This window comes from Pseudomonas caricapapayae (assembly GCF_001400735.1).
GTDB lineage: Bacteria > Pseudomonadota > Gammaproteobacteria > Pseudomonadales > Pseudomonadaceae > Aquipseudomonas > Aquipseudomonas caricapapayae.
Map to the genome: position 1 here is coordinate 22,032 of NZ_LJPW01000141.1, position 24,764 is coordinate 46,795.

General features: G+C 52.7%; 28 protein-coding genes and 1 pseudogene. 12 read left to right on the forward strand and 17 right to left on the reverse strand.

Annotation, left to right across the window (positions count from 1 at the left end; all coding sequences use genetic code 11):
* Positions 1-2 precede the first annotated feature (2 nt).
* The 13 genes from ALO80_RS19810 to ALO80_RS19870 form a co-directional block, all read right to left on the reverse strand.
* Complete coding sequence (locus tag ALO80_RS19810) at positions 3-1,373, reverse strand: TrbI/VirB10 family protein (protein ID WP_055010230.1); 1,371 nt, start codon at positions 1,371-1,373, stop codon at positions 3-5.
* Positions 1,360-2,169, reverse strand: coding sequence for a P-type conjugative transfer protein VirB9 (locus ALO80_RS19815; protein WP_055010231.1), 810 nt, complete (start codon positions 2,167-2,169; stop codon positions 1,360-1,362). Before ALO80_RS19815 ends, ALO80_RS19810 begins: the two co-directional genes overlap by 14 nt.
* Positions 2,159-2,947 carry a virB8 family protein gene (locus tag ALO80_RS19820; protein WP_055010232.1) on the reverse strand — a complete coding sequence of 263 codons (789 nt, stop codon included), beginning with the start codon at positions 2,945-2,947 and terminating at the stop codon, positions 2,159-2,161. The genes ALO80_RS19815 and ALO80_RS19820 overlap by 11 nt, the downstream gene beginning before the upstream one ends.
* Before the next feature lie 37 nt (positions 2,948-2,984).
* On the reverse strand, positions 2,985-3,287 hold the full coding sequence (locus tag ALO80_RS19825; RefSeq protein WP_055010233.1) for a hypothetical protein: 303 nt from the start codon (positions 3,285-3,287) through the stop codon (positions 2,985-2,987).
* 67 nt (positions 3,288-3,354) lie between these two features.
* Positions 3,355-4,287 carry a type IV secretion system protein gene (locus tag ALO80_RS19830; RefSeq protein WP_055010234.1) on the reverse strand — a complete coding sequence of 311 codons (933 nt, stop codon included), beginning with the start codon at positions 4,285-4,287 and terminating at the stop codon, positions 3,355-3,357.
* Positions 4,288-4,297: 10 nt separating this feature from the next.
* Positions 4,298-4,651 carry a hypothetical protein gene (locus ALO80_RS19835; RefSeq protein ID WP_055010235.1) on the reverse strand — a complete coding sequence of 118 codons (354 nt, stop codon included), beginning with the start codon at positions 4,649-4,651 and terminating at the stop codon, positions 4,298-4,300.
* Positions 4,652-4,683: 32 nt separating this feature from the next.
* Entirely contained in the window at positions 4,684-5,370 is a 687-nt protein-coding gene (gene virB5 / locus ALO80_RS19840; RefSeq protein WP_055010236.1) for a P-type DNA transfer protein VirB5, read from the reverse strand.
* A complete protein-coding gene (locus ALO80_RS19845) occupies positions 5,367-7,865 on the reverse strand; it encodes a VirB4 family type IV secretion system protein (RefSeq protein ID WP_235812499.1) in 2,499 nt (832 codons plus the stop codon). Before ALO80_RS19845 ends, virB5 begins: the two co-directional genes overlap by 4 nt.
* Positions 7,768-8,256, reverse strand: coding sequence for a VirB3 family type IV secretion system protein (locus ALO80_RS19850; protein ID WP_055010238.1), 489 nt, complete (start codon positions 8,254-8,256; stop codon positions 7,768-7,770). The genes ALO80_RS19845 and ALO80_RS19850 overlap by 98 nt, the downstream gene beginning before the upstream one ends.
* A gap of 12 nt (positions 8,257-8,268) precedes the next feature.
* On the reverse strand, positions 8,269-8,604 hold the full coding sequence (locus tag ALO80_RS19855) for a hypothetical protein (protein ID WP_055010259.1): 336 nt from the start codon (positions 8,602-8,604) through the stop codon (positions 8,269-8,271).
* The gene (locus ALO80_RS19860) at positions 8,604-9,311 is read right to left on the reverse strand and encodes a lytic transglycosylase domain-containing protein (protein WP_055010239.1); all 708 of its coding nucleotides are present in this window, start codon (positions 9,309-9,311) and stop codon (positions 8,604-8,606) included. The genes ALO80_RS19855 and ALO80_RS19860 overlap by 1 nt, the downstream gene beginning before the upstream one ends.
* Before the next feature lie 12 nt (positions 9,312-9,323).
* On the reverse strand, positions 9,324-9,566 hold the full coding sequence (locus ALO80_RS19865) for a hypothetical protein (protein ID WP_017279420.1): 243 nt from the start codon (positions 9,564-9,566) through the stop codon (positions 9,324-9,326).
* Between the two features lie 88 nt (positions 9,567-9,654).
* A complete protein-coding gene (locus ALO80_RS19870) occupies positions 9,655-10,167 on the reverse strand; it encodes a transcription termination/antitermination NusG family protein (RefSeq protein WP_055010240.1) in 513 nt (170 codons plus the stop codon).
* Between the two features lie 306 nt (positions 10,168-10,473).
* Here ALO80_RS19870 and ALO80_RS19875 point away from each other — a divergent pair, with 306 nt between their 5' ends.
* Positions 10,474-10,779: a helix-turn-helix domain-containing protein gene (locus tag ALO80_RS19875; protein ID WP_375233006.1), complete on the forward strand. Its 306-nt coding sequence runs from the start codon at positions 10,474-10,476 to the stop codon at positions 10,777-10,779.
* 11 nt (positions 10,780-10,790) lie between these two features.
* Here ALO80_RS19875 and ALO80_RS19880 read toward each other — a convergent pair whose 3' ends face one another.
* Both ALO80_RS19880 and ALO80_RS19885 read right to left on the reverse strand, forming a co-directional pair.
* On the reverse strand, positions 10,791-10,988 hold the full coding sequence (locus ALO80_RS19880; RefSeq protein ID WP_003436803.1) for a hypothetical protein: 198 nt from the start codon (positions 10,986-10,988) through the stop codon (positions 10,791-10,793).
* Between the two features lie 98 nt (positions 10,989-11,086).
* Positions 11,087-12,187, reverse strand: coding sequence for a polyamine ABC transporter substrate-binding protein (locus ALO80_RS19885; protein ID WP_055010242.1), 1,101 nt, complete (start codon positions 12,185-12,187; stop codon positions 11,087-11,089).
* Between the two features lie 108 nt (positions 12,188-12,295).
* On the opposite strand from ALO80_RS19885, the gene ALO80_RS19890 reads away from it, so the two are divergent.
* Together ALO80_RS19890 and ALO80_RS19895 are read left to right on the forward strand one after the other, a co-directional pair.
* The gene (locus tag ALO80_RS19890; RefSeq protein WP_055010243.1) at positions 12,296-13,069 is read left to right on the forward strand and encodes a helix-turn-helix transcriptional regulator; all 774 of its coding nucleotides are present in this window, start codon (positions 12,296-12,298) and stop codon (positions 13,067-13,069) included.
* Between the two features lie 51 nt (positions 13,070-13,120).
* Positions 13,121-14,230 (forward strand): hypothetical protein, encoded by a 1,110-nt coding sequence (locus ALO80_RS19895; protein ID WP_055010244.1) that lies wholly within the window; start codon positions 13,121-13,123, stop codon positions 14,228-14,230.
* Positions 14,231-14,391: 161 nt separating this feature from the next.
* On the opposite strand, the gene ALO80_RS32080 is transcribed toward ALO80_RS19895, so the two are convergent.
* A complete protein-coding gene (locus ALO80_RS32080) occupies positions 14,392-15,219 on the reverse strand; it encodes a TIR domain-containing protein (protein WP_055010245.1) in 828 nt (275 codons plus the stop codon).
* A gap of 73 nt (positions 15,220-15,292) precedes the next feature.
* Between ALO80_RS32080 and ALO80_RS32085 the strand changes: the two are divergent.
* Both ALO80_RS32085 and ALO80_RS19905 read left to right on the forward strand, forming a co-directional pair.
* Positions 15,293-15,554 (forward strand): annotated as a pseudogene (locus tag ALO80_RS32085) (IS3 family transposase); the annotation flags it as partial.
* Between the two features lie 376 nt (positions 15,555-15,930).
* A complete protein-coding gene (locus ALO80_RS19905; RefSeq protein WP_055010246.1) occupies positions 15,931-16,593 on the forward strand; it encodes an RES domain-containing protein in 663 nt (220 codons plus the stop codon).
* 47 nt (positions 16,594-16,640) lie between these two features.
* Here the strand turns inward: ALO80_RS19905 and ALO80_RS19910 are convergent, their stop codons facing one another.
* Positions 16,641-17,270: a hypothetical protein gene (locus ALO80_RS19910; RefSeq protein WP_055010247.1), complete on the reverse strand. Its 630-nt coding sequence runs from the start codon at positions 17,268-17,270 to the stop codon at positions 16,641-16,643.
* Positions 17,271-17,570: 300 nt separating this feature from the next.
* Between ALO80_RS19910 and ALO80_RS19915 the strand changes: the two genes are divergently transcribed.
* From ALO80_RS19915 to ALO80_RS19940, 7 genes are all read left to right on the forward strand, one after another.
* Entirely contained in the window at positions 17,571-18,533 is a 963-nt protein-coding gene (locus tag ALO80_RS19915; RefSeq protein WP_055010248.1) for a tyrosine-type recombinase/integrase, read from the forward strand.
* A 155-nt stretch (positions 18,534-18,688) separates the two neighbouring features.
* Positions 18,689-19,924, forward strand: coding sequence for a lipase family protein (locus ALO80_RS19920; protein ID WP_055010249.1), 1,236 nt, complete (start codon positions 18,689-18,691; stop codon positions 19,922-19,924).
* A 49-nt stretch (positions 19,925-19,973) separates the two neighbouring features.
* Positions 19,974-20,147: a hypothetical protein gene (locus ALO80_RS31325; protein ID WP_159420673.1), complete on the forward strand. Its 174-nt coding sequence runs from the start codon at positions 19,974-19,976 to the stop codon at positions 20,145-20,147.
* Positions 20,148-20,501: 354 nt separating this feature from the next.
* The gene (locus tag ALO80_RS19925; RefSeq protein WP_003317600.1) at positions 20,502-20,687 is read left to right on the forward strand and encodes a Com family DNA-binding transcriptional regulator; all 186 of its coding nucleotides are present in this window, start codon (positions 20,502-20,504) and stop codon (positions 20,685-20,687) included.
* A gap of 11 nt (positions 20,688-20,698) precedes the next feature.
* The gene (locus ALO80_RS19930; protein ID WP_055010250.1) at positions 20,699-21,994 is read left to right on the forward strand and encodes a glycoside hydrolase family 68 protein; all 1,296 of its coding nucleotides are present in this window, start codon (positions 20,699-20,701) and stop codon (positions 21,992-21,994) included.
* Between the two features lie 219 nt (positions 21,995-22,213).
* Positions 22,214-23,407, forward strand: coding sequence for a glycoside hydrolase family 10 protein (locus ALO80_RS19935; RefSeq protein WP_055010251.1), 1,194 nt, complete (start codon positions 22,214-22,216; stop codon positions 23,405-23,407).
* A 523-nt stretch (positions 23,408-23,930) separates the two neighbouring features.
* The gene (locus ALO80_RS19940) at positions 23,931-24,557 is read left to right on the forward strand and encodes a LysE family translocator (RefSeq protein WP_055010252.1); all 627 of its coding nucleotides are present in this window, start codon (positions 23,931-23,933) and stop codon (positions 24,555-24,557) included.
* The last annotated feature ends 207 nt before the right edge of the window (positions 24,558-24,764 follow it).

Consider the following 24,764-nt stretch of genomic DNA (forward strand, 5'->3'; position numbering starts at 1 on the left):
CCTTAGCGGTTCTCGAAAACCGATGAAAAGTCGATGTCGCGGGCCACGATGACGGTAATCACGGTGCCCGGCAGCAGATGCGCGGTGTCCGGAATGTTGATGGTGCTGTCCAGCGCCTTGTTGGCCATGCTCTCCACGTTCTGCTCACTGTTGTTCACCGTATAGCCTCCAGACCCCGAGCTTTTCTGTGTCGTGTTGGACGCGGCTTGGAGCGCGTCCTGGATGAACGACAACATCACCGCACCGCCAAAGCGCTGCATGTAGTGACGATTGATCCAGGCTTCAGTCCCGCTGGCCCCCATGGGGCCTGCACCGAGGCTGTCCAGCTTGGCCCGCGCACCCGATCGGGTTTCAAGCTCTGTCCAGGTGGTGAACACGCTGGTTTCGCCTGGCCCGACCTGAACGGTCTGCTCGCCGGTCAACTTGTCTCCGGCCTCCGCAATCACCGTGGAGCCATCGGCGGAATACAACGGATCGGTCAAACGACAATCCACCAGCCCTGGGTGAGTGCTGATGATTTCGTTGTACAACGCGCAGCGCGTGTAGGTGTTGTGGCTGACCAGGTACTTGCGATTCGGTGCCAGGTAAGCCTTAGCCGGGGTAAAGGTGGTGCCGCCCAGATTGCTCAAGCTGCTGCGTTTTCTGGTGGACGATTCACCGCCCAAACCACTGCTCGATCCGCCCTGAACGTCACCCAGCATTGAAGGCGGTAGTGATAGCTGCTCGCCGGACGGCTGTTGCGGCTGAGTATTCCCAGCACCAGTACCCTGCGCGTCTTCCGAGGTGACCAACATTTCACGTCCCAGTTTTCGTTGCCGGGGGGTCTGTTCCACGGGCGTGTTTTGGCCGGGCGCGCCGGGCGGTGGTGGCGCACTACCGGCATAGTCCTGACCGGTTTTTCCGCGCTCGGCATCCTCTTTCTCCTTTTGCTCCTTGGCCAATCGCTCTCTTTCCGCTCGGGCTCGCCTTTCCTCTTCCGCTTTGTCAGCGGCCAGTTTGGCTTCCCGTGCCTTTTTCATGCTGTCGTCACTGCCCAGATTCACGTCCAGGGTCGCGTCCTTCTTGACGTTGGTTTCATCGACCTCGGAGCCGGTGGTTTTCATCTGGGAAATGGTCAAGTACCAGAGTCCGCCTATCCCCAGCAGACCAACCAACACCAGCGCGGCCAGGCCCAGATAAAGCGCTCTCTTGTTTCGGACATCGCCTGTGCGTTTGGCCCGCACGTCAAAGGCCCCACGGGCCTGGGTGCTGGCAGGCTCGGAGGCCGGTGTCTGTTCCGGGGCCGCTGCTGTGGTCGCTGCTGATTCGGGCGGCCCGATGCTGTCCGGTCCTGGCGTGTTCTCCGGAGCCTGGTCGTTGTCATTGTTCTGCATGCTTGAGCTCCCGAATCTCGCCGGTGGTGGTTCCGTTGAAGTTGTACCCTGTGTTCACCTGGGCAGTAGGCCGGGCCTCTACAAGCAGACCGTTCAGGCGAAACCGAAACAATCGGCTGACCCCATGCACCACGACCACGTTCTGTTCGTTGTGCATGTCGGCCACGGTTTCGGTGCCATCGGGCAGGACCTGGTACAGCGCCGGGCGGGGTCCATTGCCGGTGAAGCGGAAGCAGGTCAGCATGCCGTTGTCCCAGCCCTCATACGGCCCTATGGACTTGCTCTCTGCGTTCGAGCGCTTTTGATAGGGGCCGTTTTGCACCGGGCCGTCACAGGGATTGCCGGGGTCACGGCGTACATCGCCGGTCTTTTTGGGCTGCTCGGGGTAAGTGAAGCGCAGCAGATACGTCGAGTCCTGGGTGCGCTCGACCAGCTTCAGCTCAATCAGATAGGTACGTCGATTGGTGTTAATGGTCAGGTTCGTGTCGGGTTCCTGATCGGTGATCGGCTTGAGCGAGACCATGTTGCCAGCCTTGTTGGGGCCAATTGACCAGGCTTTTGGATCGCCCGAGACCATCAGCCCGGTGTCCTGATTGATCGTCTCGTTGGATTGGAGCTGGACGAGCGCTCCACGGCCAATCGTCGCTTGCACCCTGAAAACCTCGTCAGGCGAATAAATGGCCGTCTGCACGCGGCGGTCCAGTGCCGAGCCAGTACCCATGCTCTCGGCGTAGGCGGGCAGGCCGGACGTCAGAAGCAACAAGGCGGTGAGGCCTGAAGCGGCTTTATTTACCATTGGACACCCCCACTTCCTGGGTCATCGTGTAGGCCTTGACCCCAAAACCTCGGGAATTTAGCCACTGGTCACCGGCTTTTTTGGCAGGGTTTTTGTAGTCGTAGGTCACTGTGGCCACCCAGGTGACCGGGTGCAGCTGAGGATCGGGGACGCCGTTGCGGTCCAGCACGGTTTTGGTGATCCGCACTTGGGCGGTGCCTTCCCGATCTTTGCGTTCCAGGAAGTTGATATTGTTGATATCCGTGCGTATTTGCCGGTTGGTCCCCAGCACTTCCAGATAGCCCTTGGAGGACAATTGGAAGTTTCGGTACTCGGTAAAGGTCTCGTCATAGGACATCAACTTGACCATGGCGTAATTGGCATCGTTACTCGAAAAGTTGTAGCTCTCGCGGAAACGGGTGTACGCGGAAAGCCAGAACTCGTCATCGATCTGCTCCGGTGGCTTGCCTTTGTCATCGGCCCACACCACGTCCGTGTAGCCGGAGTTTCTGTCTACACGGACCAGGCCAAGTTCTACGGTCTTGAGCGGGGTCAGGCCCATCACGGCGGCAACTGACATGACGGCAATGGCCCCAAACACGTAATTCAACCGCGTTGCTCGTTTGGTCTTGGCCTTTTCATCGGCGGCGATGTTCTTTTCAAAGTACCGCGCTGCATGGATCCACGCCTGTTCAACCAGGCTGATTTCTTGTGCGGTGGCCGCGTCGATGCTGGTACGGGCGGCCAGTTGCCGCTCCTGCTCGATCACGTCCTCTTTGGATTTTCGAAGCTTTTTCATAAGTCACCTAAACCTGGACAAACACGTGCTGCGCGGATCAGTTCGCGGAGCATTTGGAATCGTTGGGCAGGGCCTCGGCAGGCTTTGCCGGTGAGGCGCTTGCCGGACGCTTTGAAGGGGTGGTCTTGAGCGGCTGGGCCTTGGGCGCAGGGCTCGCTGCTGGCAGCACTCGGCCAGGAACGGGAGCAGGCGTTGCCACAGGGGCAGCGCGAGGCTTAGGGGCATGGGTAAAGGGCATGTCTTCCCATTGCCCTTCCGGTTCGGACAGTTTGGGTGCAGAGCCACACCCTGACAGCAAGGCAGCCGAAAGCAGCCCGCTCAAAGCAAGTTTGAAATTCATAGTGGAGTACCTGAGAAAAGCGAGGGTGTTGCGAGTGGGGAGAGGGCGTAGCCGATGAAGCGGTGTTTTATTTGATGTTGTTGCGTCCCCTCCGCAGTCTGGAAATGCCGGCAGCGACACCGCGTGTCATGCCTTTGGCTGCACCAAATCCTGAAATGCGGCTGACCATTCCGCCTCCGGAGGGACCACCGCCCATGATCGAGGCCGCTTGCCCAGGGAGTTCGATGACCAGCGCTGTGAACGTGCAGAAGACAATCAGGATGGTGATATTTCCTGCCAAAGTAGTGGTCAAGGAACCATCTTTAATCATCACGGTGTTGATAAAGCCAATTTCTATAGCAAGCACAATTGAAATGAGTACCTGAGCCAACATAAAGCCACCGATGGCTGCAACCCACCCCCAGAAATACTGTTTGGTCTGATCAAACAGCAGAAAAGCGATAAATAAGGGCCCTACGGCCACGATAGCCGTTGTCGACATCTTAAGTACAAATAGCGTGGCGACGGCGGCCAGTAAGAATGGAATGCCTCCCAGCACATAAAACACCACCCCCTGAATACCCAACCAGATATCAGCAAGACTGGTTGTAATGACATTGAAATTCATGGCACTGATAAGAGCTTGCAGATTGATGGTATACGTAGCAATCAAATTGTCGATCTGATTGGTTTGCACTCCCTCCTGGCCGGACAAAATGCCTCCCATCCAGTTGGGGAAGCCTGTTACGAAGGGCACAATCGTCTGGACATACCATTGCAGGTTGAACGCACAGCCTGCAATAAACGCCATTTTCGCAATTTCTTTGGCCACATCCTCGAAAGCGACATTCATGCCCCGATACAACCATTGCATGTTGCGAAGTGTAAAGTGGATCAACCACATGGTTCCGAAGAGCGCTCCAAGCCCCAGCATCACCTTGGCCATCCCGGTGACCAGGGCGCTTTGCAGAGCGGCATCAACGAAATCAAACAACGTCTGGGCTATTTTGGTTACGTCCATGCCGCCTCCGTTATTTTGATCGGGTAAAGGTGGTGTTGTCGAAATAGATAAGTTTGCCTTCCATACGCATGGTTGCAAGGCCACCAGACATGCTTAGGACACTGTCCGACTCCGCTTTGGCTTCAAATCGCTGTAGGTTTTTTTCCATTTTTCCATACCCCACAATATCGGCAGTGGTTTCAAGGTTTACGTGGAAAATCTCTCCATCTTTGGATATATCCATTACATAGGTTGGCCTGCCCATTCTGGTTTTATTTTCTCCAGTCCAGCGTCCAACAAATCCTTGCCCTTTGTCCGCACCGCATCCTGACAGTGCAAATGCAAAGAACATAAAGCAGAACAAAGCTGTCATTTTCGTCAACATAGGTCATCTTCCCTTTTGAATTTATTAGCTAATCAATCGTAGCTGGGCCGCACGCTCGTTTTACCGTTCATGTAATCACGGAACGCTTGTGCCCGTTTTTCGTTTTCCATTTTCTCTTGCTGCTGCTGAAGCATCTGCATGTTGGCCAGCCGCATCTGCTGGTTTTGTTGCTCGATCAGCTCCTGCTGGTAACGCAGCTGTAAATCCTCCTTCTGCTGTGGGGTCGTCACCTCGTTCAGCCGAGCCCGTAGCAGCTCGGCGTTCTTGACCCGTTCAGTGCTGGCGTCGTAGTTGCGCTCCAGCGCATCGGCCACCGACATCATCTGGTCGAATTTGGCCTGCACGCTGGCATTATCCGAGGTTAAGCCGTAGCGGTCACGCAAACTGGCGATGTCACGTGCCGTGCCGTAGACATCGGCCCAGTCCCCCATGGGCATGACCTTGTTCAAGGCGGGATCGTTCAGGAACCCGCCCAGCATGTCGTTGCCGGTGACGATGCTTTTGTAGTGGTTGTATTGCTGCGCGGTCTGGGTGATGGCGTCCTTGGCCGTGGTCAACGCGTCCATCGCCTGCTTGGCCTGGGCCAGCGCATTCGCTTTAAGCACAAGCAGGTTGGACGGGTCCAGAACCGGAACGCCTGGGACTGCCGCATGCGCAGCAGGCAGGACGGCGGTCAATATGAGCGCGCTCAGCGCGACCGCAATTGCATGCTTTTTCATGACGCATCCTCAATTTCATTCTGTTCCTGAAGGGCTTTCCAGGCTTTTTGAAAGGCTGGCATCCAGCGCTGTGCATCCCGAGTCTTCAGGGACTGGCGCAGGCCCTCGGCATAGTCGAACGCAGGTAGCCACACGGCAGGATCGTCGGTGTTCAACCATTGGCGCACGGCCTCGGCCACCAGGAACGCATCGACCCACACCGTGGGATCGGTCGTGCCAAGGTGTTGCCGAATACGCTCAGCCACCGCTAGGTTCTTTTGGGTAGCGGATAACAGTGGCAACCAATACTTGAGCGGGCCGTCCAGCTCCATTTTCAGCCTCACCGTCTGGTGACCCTGTTGCACCACCATTTCCCGGCTCAGCGGACCCATATCACGCACAGCTTCGAACACTTTGCCGGTGACACCAAACTTGGCGTAGCTCTCGGCCTGGGCCTTCTTGTTAGGCAGCCAGATAGGCGTTGTGACTTGCTGAATCACGGCTGCTGCGTAAGGCGTCGCCAGTGCTTGCTCGGGGTACTGGGTGTCCATGATCAGGATTTCCCCGCGCATACGTCCGCTCTGCAGGACCTCCTTGATCGCGTCCGCTGTGCTTTTGAACGACAGCGGTGCCCAATACTCGGCCACCACGTTCAACAGCAGATTGCCGGGGCGGGCTTCGTGCATTTCGCGTTTCATGTAGAACAACGTGTTCAGAAACGCTTCCATGACCTCCGGGTGCTTATCGGCGTAGTCGTTCTTGAGCAACTGCGTGCAGTCAAAGGCCAGACGCCGGTAGGTCTGCGCATTGAACTGGTTGATGGGTGAGTCCAGAACCCAGGCGTACTGACCTTCACGGCCTTCACCGGCCAAACGGCACCATTTAGATAGCCGGGTGTGCAGGCAATTGCCCCCCTTGTGAGGGATGTTTTGCAGCAGCAGCGACATGCCCCGAAGACGCACATTGGTATGCGCCATGACCGCTTCGACCGAATCCTTGATCGTGCGCTGGTCAGCGTCATCGTTCTGTTTGGGGCCACCGGCGCAAACCAGCACCAGGTCGATCAGCATTTGCCGCAACCCCGGACGGTCATGAAACTGGAACGGGTTGACGCCGGTGAAGTGCCCAGGCTGCACGGTGTAATACTCGGCACCCAGTGCACACAGCAGGTGTCTGAGCGACTCGTTGTAGTCGATGCCCATAATCAGCGGATCGAAGCGGCTGAGGAAGGTCAGCAGGATGGCCTCAGCGGTGGTTTTACCCACTCCCGTTTGGCCTGTGTAAACCGCATGACCTGGCAGCATTTCACCGAGGTTGTTCTGGCCGGGCGGGCTGTCATGCACGTTGAGGACATACAGCGCCTTGTTGACCGTCAGCACCGGCATCACGCCCGTTCCATCACCGATGGGGTTGCCCTTGACCTTGCCCGTGGGAGTGGAGTGCAGGGAAAAGCTGCACGCTAGGTTCTCAGTCGATTTCATCATGGGGTACATGGCCTCGGTCACACCGGGGAACTGCGTGTACCAGGTGTCGATGTTGCTCATGGTCGAACGCACAAAGGTCGCGTCACGCACCGTAAACACCGACGCCATTTTCGTGCCGTTCTCGATGGCCTGGTCCGGGGTGTTGCCGTAGACGATCAGCGAGGCGTGATAACGACCAAACGCCTTGTCGCCCAGGGTGATGGCATCGATGGCATTTTCAAGCTCCTCGGTTTGCTTTGAATCGCGCTCAACCGAGCCCAGATCCGCCACGTGCTTTTTGAATTTGTCCTTGGCCTTGTTACGGTCCTCGAACAGAAACGTTTGCACCAGCGTGAACTCGAACTGCTGCTCGATGGCCTCGTCCCACATACCGGGGTAGGTCCCGCCACTAGGGTAGTCGCGCAGGTCAAAGGTAGTCGCGAAACGCTGGCCACCCCGATTGGGCCGGTTCTCGACAAAATCGTAGTTTTCAAAGTTGGTGACGCTATCAATGATCGCGTCACCCAGGCGGGTGTCGCTGACCAGTACGTCTTTTTCATGGCCATTGATCAGCAGGCTGAAATAGCGCCCGATCTGCGAGAACAGCGCACCGTGTTCGTTTTCCTCCAGGCCCATGATGACCGGGTCATATTCGGCCAGCAAAGTTTCGGACAGCGACAACAAGTCGCTCATGCGCTCGATCCCTTCATCCACTTCGCGATACTTGAGGATCAGGGCAATGCTGTACCCCACCTGATAGAAGGTGCCGTTGCGAAAAGGTGCGGTGTAAGCGTCTACAAAATCCTGCAGCGCGGGCAGCGGCAAGGTGTACGGCGTATCCAGCTCGATGCCCGTCTTGGTGATGTAGGTTTGCAGCATCAAGTGCTTGCCTTCCTTCTTGCCCAAGGCCAGGAAGTAGCGGTTGAGGTTGTGAAACAGTTGGATCAGTTCTTCATCACTGCGGGTTTCGCTGGAAACCCCCTTCAACTGGATCAGGCTCACCAGGCGATTGCCGGGCAGCGTCACCATGTGTTCGTGGACCGGATAGCGCATCAAGGGCACTTTCTTTTCCGGGGGCATAACGCTTGTGTGAAAATCGTGCGCCATAAAATTCATTCCATTGCGGGTTAAAGGGGGTCAGCAATAACGGTTTGCCGTACTTGAGGTTCAGCCAGAGACGCCGCCGTGCGAAGCGGATACGGCGCAAATACTGAGGATCGATCAGGCCCACGACCCTCAAGGCAATGAGGGCAATCAGGAACGGGGAGGCAGCAATCAGACCCCACACCCAGGACAGCAGGAACGTCGCGGCAACACCGAAGACCAAGCCGCCCATCAGCAACCCCACCATTGGCATGATGGGAATGTTCCAGAACATCGCAGGCCGACTCATGGCGTTGTAGCTTTCGAAGGTCAGTTTCTTGAGTACTTCGTTACTGGCCATAAGCGCTCCTGGTCAACCCGGCACGCCGGTGCCGAATACCTGCCAGGCCGCCGTGCCCAAGGCCACTGAGCCTCCAACAACTAGCAGCACACCCATCGACTCCAGGTAGTCCATGAAGGTGTGCGAGCGGTCGCCCGTAGAACGCGCAATCAACCATTTAGCGCCGGACCAGATCAGGCAAATCAGGCCCAGGGTGCCCGCCAGGAGGTAAAGGCCCAGTCGAATGTTGCTGCCCCACTGTTGCAAAGTGCTCAGCCAGTCGGCGGAGGCGATGCCAGGCAGGCAAGCCAAGGCCACAAGCAAAATGCCCAGCTCGCCTTTGTTGGGCACAAGGGTACGTTTGATCATCATTGATCCTCTTTAGGGAGAGTTGAGGTTTCTTCAGGGGATACAGCTGGTGGAGCTGGGGCAGCCGGTGGAGCAGAAACAGACGGTGGTGCAGGTGGCAGATAGCGCGGGTACTGGCGCAGCACATCCCAGCTTTCATAGGTCGGCTCAACGGTGGACGCCGGGGCTTGAGCGCGCTGGAGCTTATTCGGTTCAGGTGCTCCGCCTTCCAGCGCAGGGACCGTCACGGTGGCCGCGCCTGCATTGGCCAGCACACGTTGCACGTGGCTGCTGCCACCAAATTCGGGCTCAGCCTTGAAGCCGCGTTTGGGGTTACCGCTGTAATAACAGGAAATGGCTTTGTGCAAAGCGCTTTGCACGTCAGGGTCGGTTTTCTTGACCTTTACATAGCAGGCCTGAAGCTCTCGCGCTGCCATCCGCAGGTTGGTGCAGGGTTCGAAGACAGGTTCGGGACGGCTAACGTCGAAGTGCTGTCGGTTGATTTGGCCCAGGCCGATGCTGAAGTCTGCCCCCTCCGCGACCAGCTTTTTCACCGCCAATACGGCTTCATCCAAGCTTTGTGGTTGGCGCGGCAACACTTTGCCGTTCACGCCAATCGCATAGGGATTGAATGAGGATTCTGTTTTGACGATGGGGGTAAGCGTGGCAGGGTGTATCGAGGGAGCGCATTGCATGGCCAGGGCCAGAAAGGCACTGGTGGTGAGCATTGCAAATTCCTTCTAGTCGGTAGTAGTGAGAGGCTTCCCAGAAGGCCGCCCTTGAGAATCTTCAATCAGCTTCTCGACGGCCTTCTCAAGAAAGTTATCGATCAGATACCGAGCGAGGTCAGAAGGCGAAATCTGCCTGGAGCTGTTGGTTTCATAACTCACCCGTATCGCGGCTTTATTCAATGCTTCCACCCTGATCGGTCGGATATATACGCTTGATGTCTTGGTGGTTGCTTCATCTTCGGATGACGCCATGGGAACTCCTAGGGGCTGTGAGAACGCAAAAAAACACCGCCTGGCTAGACCAGGCGGTGAAATGGGAAATCGTGGGAAGAGGTAATGCCTAGGCGGCACTTACCATCGAGTAGCAAAGAGTTCCGGTTCGTCTAACAAGGCGCTCCAGCGCTGCGTCCTGGGCCAGCAGCGCAAAGAAAGCCGCTCTACGCGCTGCTTCAGATTTCATGTCGATGATCAAACGCAGCGTCTTTTCCAGCTCAGTCGGCAAATTACGAAACTCGATGCAATCAAGCGCACGGTTGGAACGAACCAAAGCCGCTGCCTTCAATCCCTCTACTGTGCTGTCCTGCATGACACACGCTTGACCGCCGAACTGAACGAACCCATGAGCACCATTTAACGCTGTGATGGTGGTGGTGTGCGTCACTTTGGGATCGAAGCGAAGCAGCAGATACCCCGGAAACAAGCGCACCTCTTTCTCTATCGATGAGGGACGATCCGTGCGTTTGCGAGAGGTTTTTCTGGTGGGGGAAAACACCTCTACATCCAATCGCTCGATAGACGTGATAAGTGACTGGTAAACGGAAGAATTGTGCATCAAAACACGCCATTTTTTCATACTGGTAACCTTTCGATCAGGCGCTCTTTCGAATTTCCAAACCGCTGAGCGCAGGGAAAAAACGGGAGCTATCAGAGCTGGCCACATCCGCTTTCCGATCGAACTACCTCGATCAATGAGCGGATTTCTAGGAAACAAAATAGATGGAACAGAAAAAAAAGTAAACACTTTTGTGTCTTATAAACACATTTATGACTTTGTGAAGGCGCAAGCAGATGAAATTATTGGTTTTTTTTTGGAGACACTGTGGACACTCTCAGGAGCGTGGTAGGAGCAAAAATCAAAGCCCTTCGGAAGTCTTCTACGTTGAGCCAAGCGGACTTGGCGGAAAAGATTGGCTGCGACGCTCCGCTGATAGGACGTTACGAACGAGGCATAAACCTGCCTGGCATTGAGCAGCTGATAAGAATTGCAACCGTTTTCAACGTCGCTCCAGGAGAGCTGCTACCTGGTGGCCAAGATGTTCTCCGCACGCGATTGATATCGCTCCGACAAGAACTTTCAGAAAAAATCAACCAGGTCGATTCTCCTGAAGGTCTGGAGGAAATTATCCGGCTCACCGATAAATTTATCGCATACAATAACCCGCCCAAAAAGATGCAGTCTGAATAGATGGAAACTCGTTAAATCAGGCCATATTTTTGAGATAACTCCTTTATACGGCTTTTTCTCTGAAAGTTATATATACTCGATTGCACATCTATAGGTAAGAAACCGTCTGCAACCAACGCAGCATATTTCTCATCCATTCTAACGAGTTGCACCAGCTCCTTGATTTCATCTCGGTGTGGTTTTTCTAATACAGCGACTGAAGTAGTCATAGCCGATTCTGTCCTCGAATCTATACCATCACTTGAGCACGTCCACTTAGACAAATCTACGCAAAATGCGCTCAATATTCACGGCAAAAATTTCCGGATTAAATACCACTCTTCACTTTGACCCAAGCGCGTGTGCGAATTCGCTCTAGTTTCAAAGGAAGGGGCTCCAAAGGGAAAAGCCTACTAATAGTATCTTTATCCAAATAAACCGAAGAATTATCTCTGAGTTTGGGCTCAACAAACTGCTTTGCATCTTTATTAGCACTAGGGTAAAGGGTGTGATTTGAAGTTTTAGCGATCACTTCAGGGCGCAACATGTAGTTTATAAACGTCATGCCTTCTTGAGGATGAGGCGCATCCTTCAACAACACCATATTCTCTGACCATACCAAAGCGCCTTCGCGAGGGATGGAGTATGCTATTCGACGTCCAGTTTTGTTTTTCTCATTCAACTCTTGCGCTGCAAGCGCCCCATTTGCCCATCCTACAACCATACAAATATTACCATCAGCCAGATCAGCATCAATCTTAGATGAGTCAAAATAGCGTACATAAGGACGAATCTTGAGCAATAAGTCTTGAGCTTTCTGATAGTCGTCTGGGTTTTTGCTGTTGTGAGGCAGACCAAGGTAGTGCAAGGCAATCGAAATAATTTCACTCGGAGAGTCGAGCATTGCTACACCGCACTGCTGGAGCTTACTAATGTTTTCTTCCTTGAACACCAAATCCCAACTATTCACCGGAGCGTCATCACCTAGTGCGGACTTTATCTTATCGACATCATATCCGATTCCGGTAGTACCCCAAAGGTAGGGGACTGCGTACCGGTTTCCAGGGTCATTAATAGAAACCTTAGCCAGTATTTCGGAATCAAGGTGCGACCAGTTGCCGAGCTGGCTGCGATCCAGAGGTTGGAGCACTCCTGCAGTAATCAAGCTCGGCAACACGTTTGAGGTAGCTACCACTACGTCATATCCTGTGCGCCCAGCCATGACCTTACTCTGCATGATCTCGGCACTGTCAAAGGAATCAATGAGCAGTTGGCTGCCGGTTTCGTGCTCGAATTCTTTAGGGGTATCTGGTGCGATGAAGGCATACCAGTTGTATAGATGCACGCTGGGTGGGCTCGCAACCGCAATATTTAGCCCAGCGCTGAACAAAGTGGCAGTAATGATGGTCAACATACGAACGCTTTTCATAGGCTTACTCCATGCCATTGGTCAGTCCCCATTGGCAGGTACCGAATCCATGAGGGCGCAATGTAAACGTATCAAGTCAGGTTTTAAATAACCCAATAGGGGTAGACGATGCCAAACCAGCTCCAGGGCCAAATTTGGCACAGATCGATAGCGAAACTAATCGAGAAACTCAACCGGCCTGAGTTTTGGAATTCGCTAGTCAGGTTGCTGAAGGAATATGCACCAGTCGACAACTGGGTTGTGCTGATGTTTGGCAGCGAAGGGGTACAGGCAATTTGCTATCCTGATACCGCTGACGAGGAAGAAATAGATGGGCTGCTCAACCGATATGTCAAAGGGCTATACATGCTTGACCCCTTCTACATAGCTAATCGAGAAAATCAGCAAAGCGGTTTCTTTCATCTCTTGGATATTGCACCAACTCACTTTCTGGAAACAGAGTACTATCATCTTTATTTTGAACAATTTGTATCAGTAGATGAAGTTCAATATAACGTTCAGCTTGACTCTGAAAGAACACTTTGCTTATCCATGGGTAGCAAAAGTCGGTTTACTCAGGAGCATATTGCTATATTCGACTTAATCAAACCATGGGTATTGGCTTTGATGAAGCAACGTATAGCTTTTGATATTGAAGAAAAAGAAAGCTCTCGACCCCAGCAATGGCAGGACAAGATTTTAGAGCTTGCTCCACAACTCACGGGTCGTGAAATTGAAGTTTTAAAACTGGCTTTGAGTGGTTTTTCAAATAGCGAAATTGCTGGAAAGCTATCAGTATCTCCGGAAACAGTGAAAGTACATCGAAGAAACTTTTACAGCAAGCTCAATATCAAATCGCAATCAGAACTTTTTGCTTACTTTTTCCAAAGCACTATCAGTTGATGCCAGCGTCATTATCATACTTGTTATTACAACAGCCAGTCAGGTATAAATATGACTGAAAAATCATTACCCCCCTCAGCTAAGACGCATTCCACACTTGATCTCGCCGTTTCACAAGAGCTGAATCGTGCAGTGCAATCTATCGTATACAACAAGTTCCTAATCGACCGTGCAGTTGCTTATCACGGCGCCAGTATGCTTGCTCGCGATCTACATGATGGCGCTTATGGTCCTCACGTACCGATGTCGTTCGTAAGCTGTGTTTTGCCGTTTTACCGCGCCTGCGAACGCACAGATCACGGCAGCCCGGCCTATCAGTTTGCCTCAGTACCTACCGCAAACACACTTGGGTGCAGTTGGCGGTGGCGACGTAAGAGCCTAGATGAAAAAGAGGCAGAGAAATGTCGCGAACATTTGTCTGACTTCGTCGCGATGGTAAGCGGTAAGGTAGACGACGCGACCTATGCCTGGGTTAAGCCACTTGGTCTTTTCGTGCCTGGTGAGGGCAAGAACCGTGTCGACTTTTTCCGTGAAGAAGGCGTCGAATCGATACCAGCCAGAGTCTACGAGCGTACTTACCCGGAACCAACACGAATCACAATCTATCGCATACGGGTAAGTGCCTTCTCTGCGACATGGGCAGTACTGGACGGGCGCTGGGTTGAGAACATACCCAACCCGAGCTGGACACTACCTTTAATGAAAGCCTATGGCGTGAAGGGGCCGGTGCCTTGGCCAAGTGATTTTCCTGAACCCAAGCAGGTGCAGCTCGCATTTTTTATGCCCAAAGGCATTACTTCACCACTGGGAAATCCAGAATTCGGGGACGAAGCAGTAGTAGACCTGGAAACGGTGGTAGCCACTCAGAACTTTAAGGACGAGTCAGTGCGAACGGCAGTATTCGATCTGCGTGATGTAAAGATTGATCACCGTGTCTGGCAAATCTCGCTAGGTATCACGCTTGCGTCTCTTGTGCTGCTCAGCTTGGTGCCAGATGAATTTTCCGAAATACGCATTTTCATCGGAATGGCGTTAGGTGCCGCAATGACGAGTGGGGTGATGCCCTACATAGTTCCGTTTGTAACGACTAAACGACGCAGGTTGGCCCAAAATCAATATCTACCACGGGCCAGAGCACCTAAGAATAACCAAAGCGCGTAAAGGGAACACGTCGCATTTTGGTTGCTGCGGCCGATTCGATAAGCCCCTGATCCGCTTCACCTCATCCAAGGTGATTTAGGCGCGACGCCGGACATTGCGCCCGCTCCCCTGTCACAATGCCCGGCAGGCTATAAGTAGCGAAGACATAGCAAGCGGCTGGCTCACGCTCGCATGAACTTGTTCCAGTCAATTGCATGTCCGGCGGCTTCGAGTTCACGGCCCAAGGTTTGCTTCCACCCATTGCCGTCCATGGACTCCCAAACGACACCGGCGAAATCACTGGGGATCTCCACAGTGCCGCGCTTCAGCGCAAACACTTTGTCGCGACCCAGACGACCGAGGAAATAGCCCAACTCCAACAAGACATTCTGTCGGGCTCGTGGCTCCGGTGTACCGTCTTTAGCGCAACCTAAATCATCCGGGGTCAACAGCACCACGGCAAATCCTACTTCCCCATTTGCTTCAATTTTCTCCATGACCGTGCCCCCTCGGCTTGCCTGCTCATGCAGGATGATAGGGTCGAATCCCAACTGCATTAAAAAACGGGCGGCGGTTTCACGTGCACCTTCATCATGCCCATGAACTATAAAGACTCGTCTTGAAAGAGATTGTGGCTCAAGCTGTACCACCGGAGACAGTCGTTGTAGGAGTTCAAAGTCAGCTAGATCCTCCTCCAAAGTTCTTCGTCCCTCCGTCAACAAAGCAATAGCTCTTGCGATGCATTTTTCAGCGTGTTGGGGGTAATAATTGTCATCCCTAATGTAGTTTAATTTGGGCTGCAGATGGGATGCAGACTTGAGGCGTATAAAGGCAGAGCTGTCTTTTCCGAAGCAGCGTTCCAGCGTGTCCTCTATGGCGGCTTCGAGAACTTTGAGTGCCGGAGAAGGCACATTTGTCAAAACACGCACATCAAAGGCTTTTAGATCAGCAATGCGGTCACCCAAGCGAGCTATCCCTCGCTGTATTTGGTCAGGGGTTGCTTGATTCATCAGGTGAACCCTTTCAATGTTTGAGAAAGGACATTATCACATATGGATCTCCACCCCGGCGAGTTCATAGTAAAGCTTTTTAAAGGCCAAAAATGTAATCAGTGACATCAACCGGCGGGGAAGCTATGACGACAATGCCGTGGCCGAGAGCTTTTCCAGATTTTGAAGCATGAGCGAATCCGACGAAAAACCTACACAACGCTTGAAGAAGCCCGGAGTGATACTTCGATTAAATCCATATTTTCTGTAAACTCAAACGCCGATACAGCAGTGCTAAGGAGCTGTCTACAGTAGGGTATGAGAAACGCTATTTCCTGAGCGTAGAGAGCGTCTAGAGAACAAGGATCGATTCGATTCATGGCTAAAAAAATTAGCACACTCAATCAAAGAGCATATCGTCCTTTATCTTGTCGAACCTACGGAGCTGAATTTTCCAATGGAAACTATAAGCAGGTTAATCAGACTCGTAAACTCATGACGATTGCGTGCTTAGTATGCACGTATATAAAAATTTAATATTTTTGAAAAAACCAGTGGAGATTTTGAAAAAAATCAGATTTAATCTACCTCGCAACAAACATGTCTGCTGGTCTAGAGACAAAGTCCTGCTGGTTTAGAGGAAAAAATCGCCTGCTGGTTTAGAGGCATCAAAAATCCGCAAATGGAATAAAACCATGAGCACAAAATATATTATCTATAGGAGATTGACTTATGACGAAAGGTGTTATCAAAAACGACGATGTTGACCAACTGATTCAGGCAGCATTGTCAGACCACAAAGTACCGTACACCGTGATTAAGAAGGGTGTAATTTTCTACCGTGTGCAACCAACGGCACGCGGTCACGATTCTCGATATTATAACCGTAGTGCGGACTCTCGATACGGTGATAGAGATGAGACAGTCGGCGTCTGTTACGTAGCTGGCAGCGGTGAGGCAGCCGCAGCCGAGACGTTGCAGCATGGGAAAACAGGGCCAGGCAGCCCAGTCTTGCAGACTGAAATAGAGAGCAAGTCTTTGCATACATTGAAGACAGCCCGCAAGCTGAAATTGGTTGATGCTGGGCTCTTGGCAGCTAACTCAGGGTATAAGTTGGATGCAATCGTAGCGTCAAAAGGTCAAGAAGCATCAGGTTATATGCTTTCCCAAGCCTTGAGTGCTGCGTGCATGCAATTAGGCGATGTGGATGGGATTATTTATCCATCCCGAGTGTATCCGAAAACAGGCGGCTATGCAGGTTGTAACCTTGCCTTGTTCGAAAGACGCAAACCACAGTTAGCGCTTGACTCTGATATCCCCCTGATTGATCACGAGTTTTCGACAGGTGAAACCATTGGTGAGATGTTAATTCGCTTGAAGGTACAGGTCGAATAACGGTAATAGTGGAGTAAAGACAGGACTCCAGTGCAGGGAGTCCTGTTTTATTTGCCCATTTCCAAACGATTTTTGAAATCTCTTACAATGATTTTGAATGCATCTTTATTGTCAATTAATTTGTAACGGGGCTGCTCTTTGTCACTGTCTCCGTAAAAATCCATCGTGTGTGTCAAGAAGCCTACCAGGACATTCATCATTGCCTCATCTTTTGGGTCTATGGCAAGTTCTTCGATCAGCAAGCCAATTTCAGGCTTCACGTCATTATTAGCAAATTGAAATTCTGGATAGAATTTATTTTTATTATGTGTGTACGCTAGCACTTTTCCAGATTTTACTCTTTCACTAAGCGTCTGCCTTGATTTATCAAGAATCTTGCACACAACGTTTGACTCAATTAAATCGCATGATTTCTTAACCATTTCAAATGCATCCGCTTTGAGCTTGGCAAATGCAATTTGATTACGCACTCTGATGCTAAGCTGTTTTTCATTAGCGGTTTCAGGTTCTTTAACTATCTTAACTAGGGCCTTATCACCTTCAAGTTTTATCGCATCAATAATCAGGTCGTCTGATGCCCTGTCGACTTTCTCCATAAAACGTTTTATCAGCGACGCCTTGGCATCCTCAACAGATTTACCGAAGTTTTTAGGTCTTTCAAGGATTGCGGTATTCATTTGCCTACCTCCATGCTCATCGTGAGCTGATGAACAGAGCCTACCTCGAGCTGACACGCGTGTCAACCTGTCAACCTGTCAACCTGTCAATCTGTCCAGGTAGTCAGTCAAAGAAGCTTGAAAAGCCAGTTTCAAATGTATCGACAGGTCCGGCTCCGACGAGTATAAAAACTAACGATAAAATACGTTATCACCAATTATTACCGTTTATCGGTTTTGGAAGCAGTTGCAGCATAAAGCGCTGCTTTTGTGACTGAAGTTAATGCCTGTGATCGTTACTGATCCAATTGTGAGAGCAATATGCAAGAACTGACGAAAGCCCATCAGGACGACCAGCGTCGGCTCACGTCGGTCGAATTTCAGACGCTGGCCCAGGTTCCGGCTGCGGTCGAGTGGTTTGCCAACCTGGACAACCCTCGTACGCGGCGTGCCTACCAAAATGACCTGGAAGACTTCTGTGGGTTTGTCGGGTTGGCTTCGGCCGATGAGTTTCGCGTCGTGACCCGATCGCATGTTTTAGCCTGGCGTGCCCAGCTCGAGCATCGCGGTCTGGCGGGCGCCACGATCCGGCGCAAACTGGCCGCGCTGGCCAGCCTCTTTGATCACCTTCTGGAAAACAATGCCGTCGCCGGCGGCAACCCGGTGCATGGGGTCAAACGACCGAGGATAGAAAGCAACGAAGGCAAGACACCGGCACTGGGCGATCACCAAGCGAAGGCGCTGCTCGAAGCGCCGGATGAAGCCACACTTAAAGGGCGGCGCGACCGGGCGCTATTGGCTGTTCTTCTCTACCACGGACTACGCCGCGAAGAAGCGGCGCTGCTGCAGGTGAGCGACATTCAGGAGCGACGTGGGATCCAGCATCTGAGGGTCCGCGGCAAGGGTGGCAAGGTGCGCTACTTGCCGTTGCACCCGGTGGCGGCCGGGCGCATTCACCAGTACCTGGAAAGCTCAGGGCATCATTTGGTCGACAGGAAAGTAGCGCTCTTCATACCGCTGCGAGGCAGGTTGACCGGTGCCGGCATCACGGCCAACGGCATCTATACCGTGGTGACAGCTTACGCGACAAAGGCCGGGATCGAGGTAGACGGCTTAGGGGTCCACGGACTTAGAGCAACCGCAGCCACCAATGCTCTGGAGCATGAGGCCGATATTGCCAAGGTCCAGGCCTGGCTGGGTCATGCCAATATTAGCACGACCAAGATCTATGATCGACGTGAAAACCGGCCTGAAGACTCGCCGACCTACAAGGTGAAATATTGACTTTCACCACATGCCACAGGCTGCTATTTGGTGGACGACGAACACCAGCGACGCTTATGAGTTATGACATGGACAGAACAAGTGCACCATTGCAGTCAGGGTTTTGGCCAGCATAAGATCGAGCTTAATCCTTGAGAGATTATGGAGATAAACTGATGCATTCCCTGCGGCGCTTACCAAGTAACCTTTCTTGCTTAGTGATCGCGCTTTTAGCGGGCTGCAGTACTCTCCACAAAACCATATCTAGAGCTGTGCCCGGAGACAGTGGAGTCACCAATTTTTATACCTGGGTTGAGAACGTCCCTTCCACTCCAGGACAGATGCTTCGTTCCGAGCCGTTGACGCCACAGCAGAGCCTTAAGAACGCCGCGCAAAATGTTCGTATTCTGTACAGCTCCACCGACGGGCTTGACCATAAGCCAATTGTGGTATCTGGCGCACTGTTTATACCGAAAGGCACGCCGCCTGACGGTGGATGGCCCCTCATGGCTTGGGCACATGGCACTGTCGGTAGCGCGGATATTTGCGCACCTTCCTTCGCCGGACGCAGTGATCGAGATACTAGATATCTGAATGATTGGCTCGGGCGAGGCTACGCAATTGTCGCTACAGACTACCAAGGGCTAGGAACGGCAGGATTGCATCCTTTCGGACTGAGCAGTCCCTTAGCATATGGCGTTCTCGATAGCATACGTGCGGTTCAAAAAACAGATTTCGATCTGTCATCACGAGTCGTTGTATTCGGTCAATCGCAAGGTGGGCGCGCTGCTTTCGCGACGGCTGTCTATCAAAGGGCCTATGCACCCGAGCTGAAGATTGTAGGTGTGGTTGCGACCGGCACGCCGTATCCGATGTCTTCAGAGCATCCCGGGAACACTGCAGCGGATACGTCACGAGATCAGGTCATGCCATCCTTCGCCTATAATTTGCTGCGGCTTAGTACCGCCGGCCAGATCAACCCGGCGTTCGTGCCAACCGATTATCTGACCGCTCGTGCGATGCCTGCGTTTGAAACTAGTCAGCGTTATTGTCTGCAAGACATTGAGCGAAAGGTAGTCTCGGATGGTTTGACGTTCAATAACAGCTTCAGCCGCGCGCCCGATGCTGCGCTTGATCAGGTTAATCGCAAGTCTTCCTACCCGACGTTGAAATCGAACATACCGATTTTTATCGGTACGGGTGGCAAGGATATAGTTTCACCGGTTAATAGCCAGATTGCCTTGGTCGAGGATGCATGCAAGGTAGGCGACCGCATTGAGTGGCATTATTACCCGCAGCTGGATCACTCGGGTGCTGTTAGCGGCTCTCTTCCGGACTCCACGCTGTTTGTCGAGAAGGCATTTTCGGGGGCGCTTATGGCGGGGAATTGTGGGCCGATGCCCAAGCGCTGATACTGAATACGGGTGTTACCGCTGATGCAGAATTGTCCCATGTGCCGACTTGGCGTTGCCCCAAAAGTATTCAGCCCACTACACCTACTCGATTTACCAGGCTATGGACACTCACGTCAGCCCACGCACGACAGTCAAGGTCTCGCTGTTTATCGCCGAGGACGAATCGTACGCTGACACCACTCTGAGCGAGGTGATTTCCTTGGCCTTGAAGCGTAAATAAGATAGAGCATTGGCGCTTGACGAAAAAAAGCTGGTATCGTGAATTGATGGGCAGCTTCCTTTTCTGGAACGCCGCGCCATCAATGAAAGCGCTGTCTTGCACCGTTTATCCGGGTCCATTGCGCAGCTGTGGTCGAACTCTTGTTGAACTCCGGCCAAACTCGACCTTCCCCGAAAGTGCTTCTTTCCAGACTTTCCGGATGCGAGTAAAAAGACACCACGATATGCGATTTGCGCCTCAGGGCAGCCATCGGATACGGGCTTTTTAACAGCGCCAACTGATACATTGCGATCTACCCCAAACCCCGCCTCGGCGGGGTTTTTCATTGGGCGAAATACAAGGAGACCCGTGCAAATGTTGAAAGACTACCGATGCGGACAGTGCAAGAAGCTGCTGGCTCGCATGGGTGACTACACCGAACTCCAAATCAAGTGCCCCCGCTGCGGGACGCTGAATCATGTGAAGGCCGCGAGCCTCGAGTTATCGCCTTTGAGCGAAAGAGGTACAGCAGCGTCGCTGCTGCCTCCCAAAGCTATTTAAAGGTATCAATTATGTCCACTAGCAGCTCTGCTGTAATCCAGCACAAAAATAGTCCTCTCGTAGGTAACATCAAATACGCCCCCACTGTCTGGTCCCGCGCCGACGCGCTGAAGGTCAATGAAAATGACCCGACCACCACGCAGCCACTGGTCAGTGCGGACTTCCCGGTCATGAGTGATACGGTATTCATCTGGGACACCATGCCGCTGCGCGAGCTGGATGGCACGGTGGTTTCGGTAAACGGCTGGTCGGTTATCCTGACCCTGACGGCTGACCGTCACCCCAATGATCCGCAATACCTCGACGCCAATGGCCGTTATGACATCAAGCGTGACTGGGAAGATCGTCATGGCCGCGCACGCATGTGCTACTGGTACTCGCGTACTGGCAAGGACTGGATCTTTGGTGGTCGCGTAATGGCCGAGGGTGTATCGCCCACCACCCGAGAGTGGGCGGGCACTCCCATACTGTTGAATGACAAAGGCGATATTGATCTTTATTACACCTGCGTCACGCCCGGCGCAGCGATCGCCAAAGTACGTGGCCGTATTGTGACGTCCGATCAGGGCGTGGAGTTGAAAGACTTTACCCAGGTCAAAAAACTGTTCGAGGCCGACGGCACCTATTATCAAACCGAAGCTCAGAACTCGACCTGGAACTTTCGCGACCCCAGCCCGTTCATTGATCCCCATGACGGCAAGTTGTATATGGTGTTTGAAGGCAACGTCGCCGGTGAACGCGGTTCGCACACAGTAGGGAGTGTCGAACTGGGTCCTGTGCCACCAGGTCATGAAGACGTGGGAGGGGCCAGATTCCAGGTAGGTTGTATCGGCCTGGCGGTCGCAAAAGATCTCACTGGTGAAGAGTGGGAAATACTTCCGCCCTTGGTGACAGCCGTCGGCGTGAACGATCAGACCGAGCGCCCGCACTATGTCTTTCAGGACGGCAAGTATTACTTGTTCACCATCAGTCACAAGTTTACGTATGCCGATGGTATTACGGGCCCAGACGGTGTCTACGGTTTTGTCGGCGAACATTTGTTCGGCCCGTACCGGCCAATGAACGCTTCCGGCCTGGTGCTCGGCAATCCGCCCGAGCAGCCTTTCCAGACGTATTCCCACTGCGTCATGCCGAACGGCCTGGTGACTTCATTCATCGACAGCGTGCCCACCGAAGGTGAGGATTATCGTATCGGCGGCACCGAGGCGCCGACGGTGAGAGTCCTGTTGAAGGGGGATCGCTCGTTCGTGCAGGAAGAATATGACTACGGTTACATTCCTGCGATGAAAGACGTGCAACTGAGCTGACACGCCGTCCACGTACGATGCCGGAAGAACGCCTGTGCAAGCAGGCGTTCTTCAGGCGTTCAGCCCAGCAACTCGCTCATCGCGATGATCTGCTCGGCCATGGTTACCTACCAGCGTCTTGGAAGGTGTCGTACTCGTTAATGAATAGGCATTTCAAAATGCCCATGCATGGACAGCGTATTTCGTTTCCTCAGACCCCAGCACAAAGGAGAAGCCGCAATGGCGACCGCGAAGAAAAATCTCAAGGCGACTTGGGTCGCAACCGTTACGAATCTTGACTGGCCGTCAGTCTCATCTCTGGCCATCACTGATGAGGCTGCACGTGTCAATACGCAGAAAGAAGAGTTGACCAGCATTCTTGATGACCTTGTGGCAATGAAAATGAATGCGGTTATATTCCAGGTTGTTCCCTGCGCAGATGCATTCTACGCATCAGACCTGCTTCCATGGTCGAAATACCTGACGGGAACCCTCGGGAAAAATCCCGGCTTCGACCCACTGGCTTATGCTGTTGAGCAGGCACACGCTCGTCATATTGAGCTGCACGCATGGGTGAACCCGTACCGCGTATCAATGAACACCAGTGATGCCACAATAGAAGAGTTGAATAACTCATCCTCTGACTCGCCGGCCAGTGTGTTTAAACTGCATCCTGAATGGACAGGAACATCAGCGAAGCGCTTTGTGCTCAATCCCGGCATACCTGAAGTTCAGGCGTGGGTGAGTCGTATTGTTGAAGAAATTGTCACTCGATACGATGTTGATGCCATTCAGTTCGATGATTACTTTTATTATGAATCCGCAGATTCCCTGCTCAATGATGATGCGTCCTACCAGACCTACAATACGACCTTTACCACAAAGGCCGACTGGCGACGGAATAACACGTATTCGCTGGTTGATGCATGCCATAAAAAAATAGCCGCCGTTAACACAGATGTCTTGTTTGGTATCAGTCCGGCAGGCGTCTGGCGGAATAAATCTAACGACCCGCTGGGGTCTGATACGCAGGCCGGTGCGTCCAACTATGACTTCGCGTATGCAGACACGCGAAAATGGGTCATTGACGGCATCATTGATTATATTGCCCCGCAGGTCTACTGGCCGTTTGCCCGAGAGGTTGCCCGAGAGGTTGCCCGCTATGATGTCATCACACAGTGGTGGGCGGATACCGTCAGGGGTACCGGCACAGCGTTATATATTGGTATGGCTCTGTATAAAGTGGGAACGGCATCAGCAGCCGAGCCCGACTGGACGGTTGAGGGGGGCGTGCCTGAAATGACTCGTCAGCTTGACCTGAATGATTCTCTGGCTGAGGTGTCCGGGTGCATGTTTTTTCGACATATATTTCTGCGGGCCTCACAGACTCAGCAGGTGGTTGACTACCTGAAGCGTCTTTGGGCCGGGGTCTAATATTTTTATCGTTGGACTTGGTTGCCGGCTCACCCAGCGACCCGTATGTGCCCTGCGCCTTTGAAGTGGCCTTATGATCGTGAGAAACGAAAATGACGGTCTGCATATTAAGCAATGTCCCTGTATTCCATTGCAGACTTTTTCTGCGCGGCCTTGCTTAATTCAGGATTTAATCGAATCATACTAATTCGACAGCGTCAAAAAGCTGATGCAGATGTGAAAATCTTTTAACGTTACCTATCTATTTAATCCCCCTACAATCAGCAGCAACAGTGAACACGATAAAAACAGTATAAAAATAGACTAATGCGCCTTTTAAAAAAATGTCATTAACGTGCTACATTTCGATTCCATTACGCTGGCGAGCTTTATACATTCATTCAAAAGGAACAGTCATGGTACACAGCACGCGTGGGATTGTGCAATCGGCAATGGTCAGGCCGCTACCCATTGAGTAATAACCTTCAACTCTATAATCGCTACCCACAAAAATACTTGAGCACGAGAACAGGAGCCTATTGAGATGCCATTGGAGAATATAATTGGTGTGGCGATCATCGCACTGGGTATGGTCATGACGCCGGGCCCGATCATGGTCTACCTAACGTCCAGAGCAATTTCACAAGGGCGTATGGCCGGTATGATTTCGCTGGCAGGGGTCGCTCTGGGATTCGCCTGCTACCTGATTGCTTCAGGTCTGGGTCTGGCAGCGCTGTTCAAGGCCGTCCCGATGGCTTATGAAGTAGTCCGATTTGGGGGGGCGTGCTACCTAGGCTACCTAGCCTGGAATATGTTTAACGGTGCTTCACTATTCGAGCCGCGCGAACTTCCCCCCTACTCCCCTCGTAAGCTTTTCACCATGGGACTGGTAACGAACTTACTGAACCCGAAGATAGCACTGATGTATACCGCACTGATCCCCCAGTTCATTGATCCCTCGGCAGGCTCGACCCTGAAGCAATACATACAGTTAGGGCTGGTGCAGATCTCAATTGCACTTACATTGAACGGTCTGATTGTCCTGGCTGCTGTCCGAGTCAGTCGCTTCCTTGCCGCTCGCCCGACGGCCATGCGCGCGCACCGTTGGGCGTCGGGTACGTTACTGGGCGTGTTCGCGGTTGATATACTTTTGCGCAATCCGTTAACCTAAACCCGTTTAGACAGGATCCGACAGTCCAAAAAATCGAGCTGACGCTACACCCTTACACGTTCTCCTGACCGGCTCGCCGAACCGCTGCCACACCTGCTATCCACGGCAGTCCCTCACCTTCCGTCCGTGCCTGTAAGTCAGCCTCGCTCCAACGCACTTCGTATATTCAGCGCTTTGAGAGACTTATTCAGAGATACCGATAGCCAC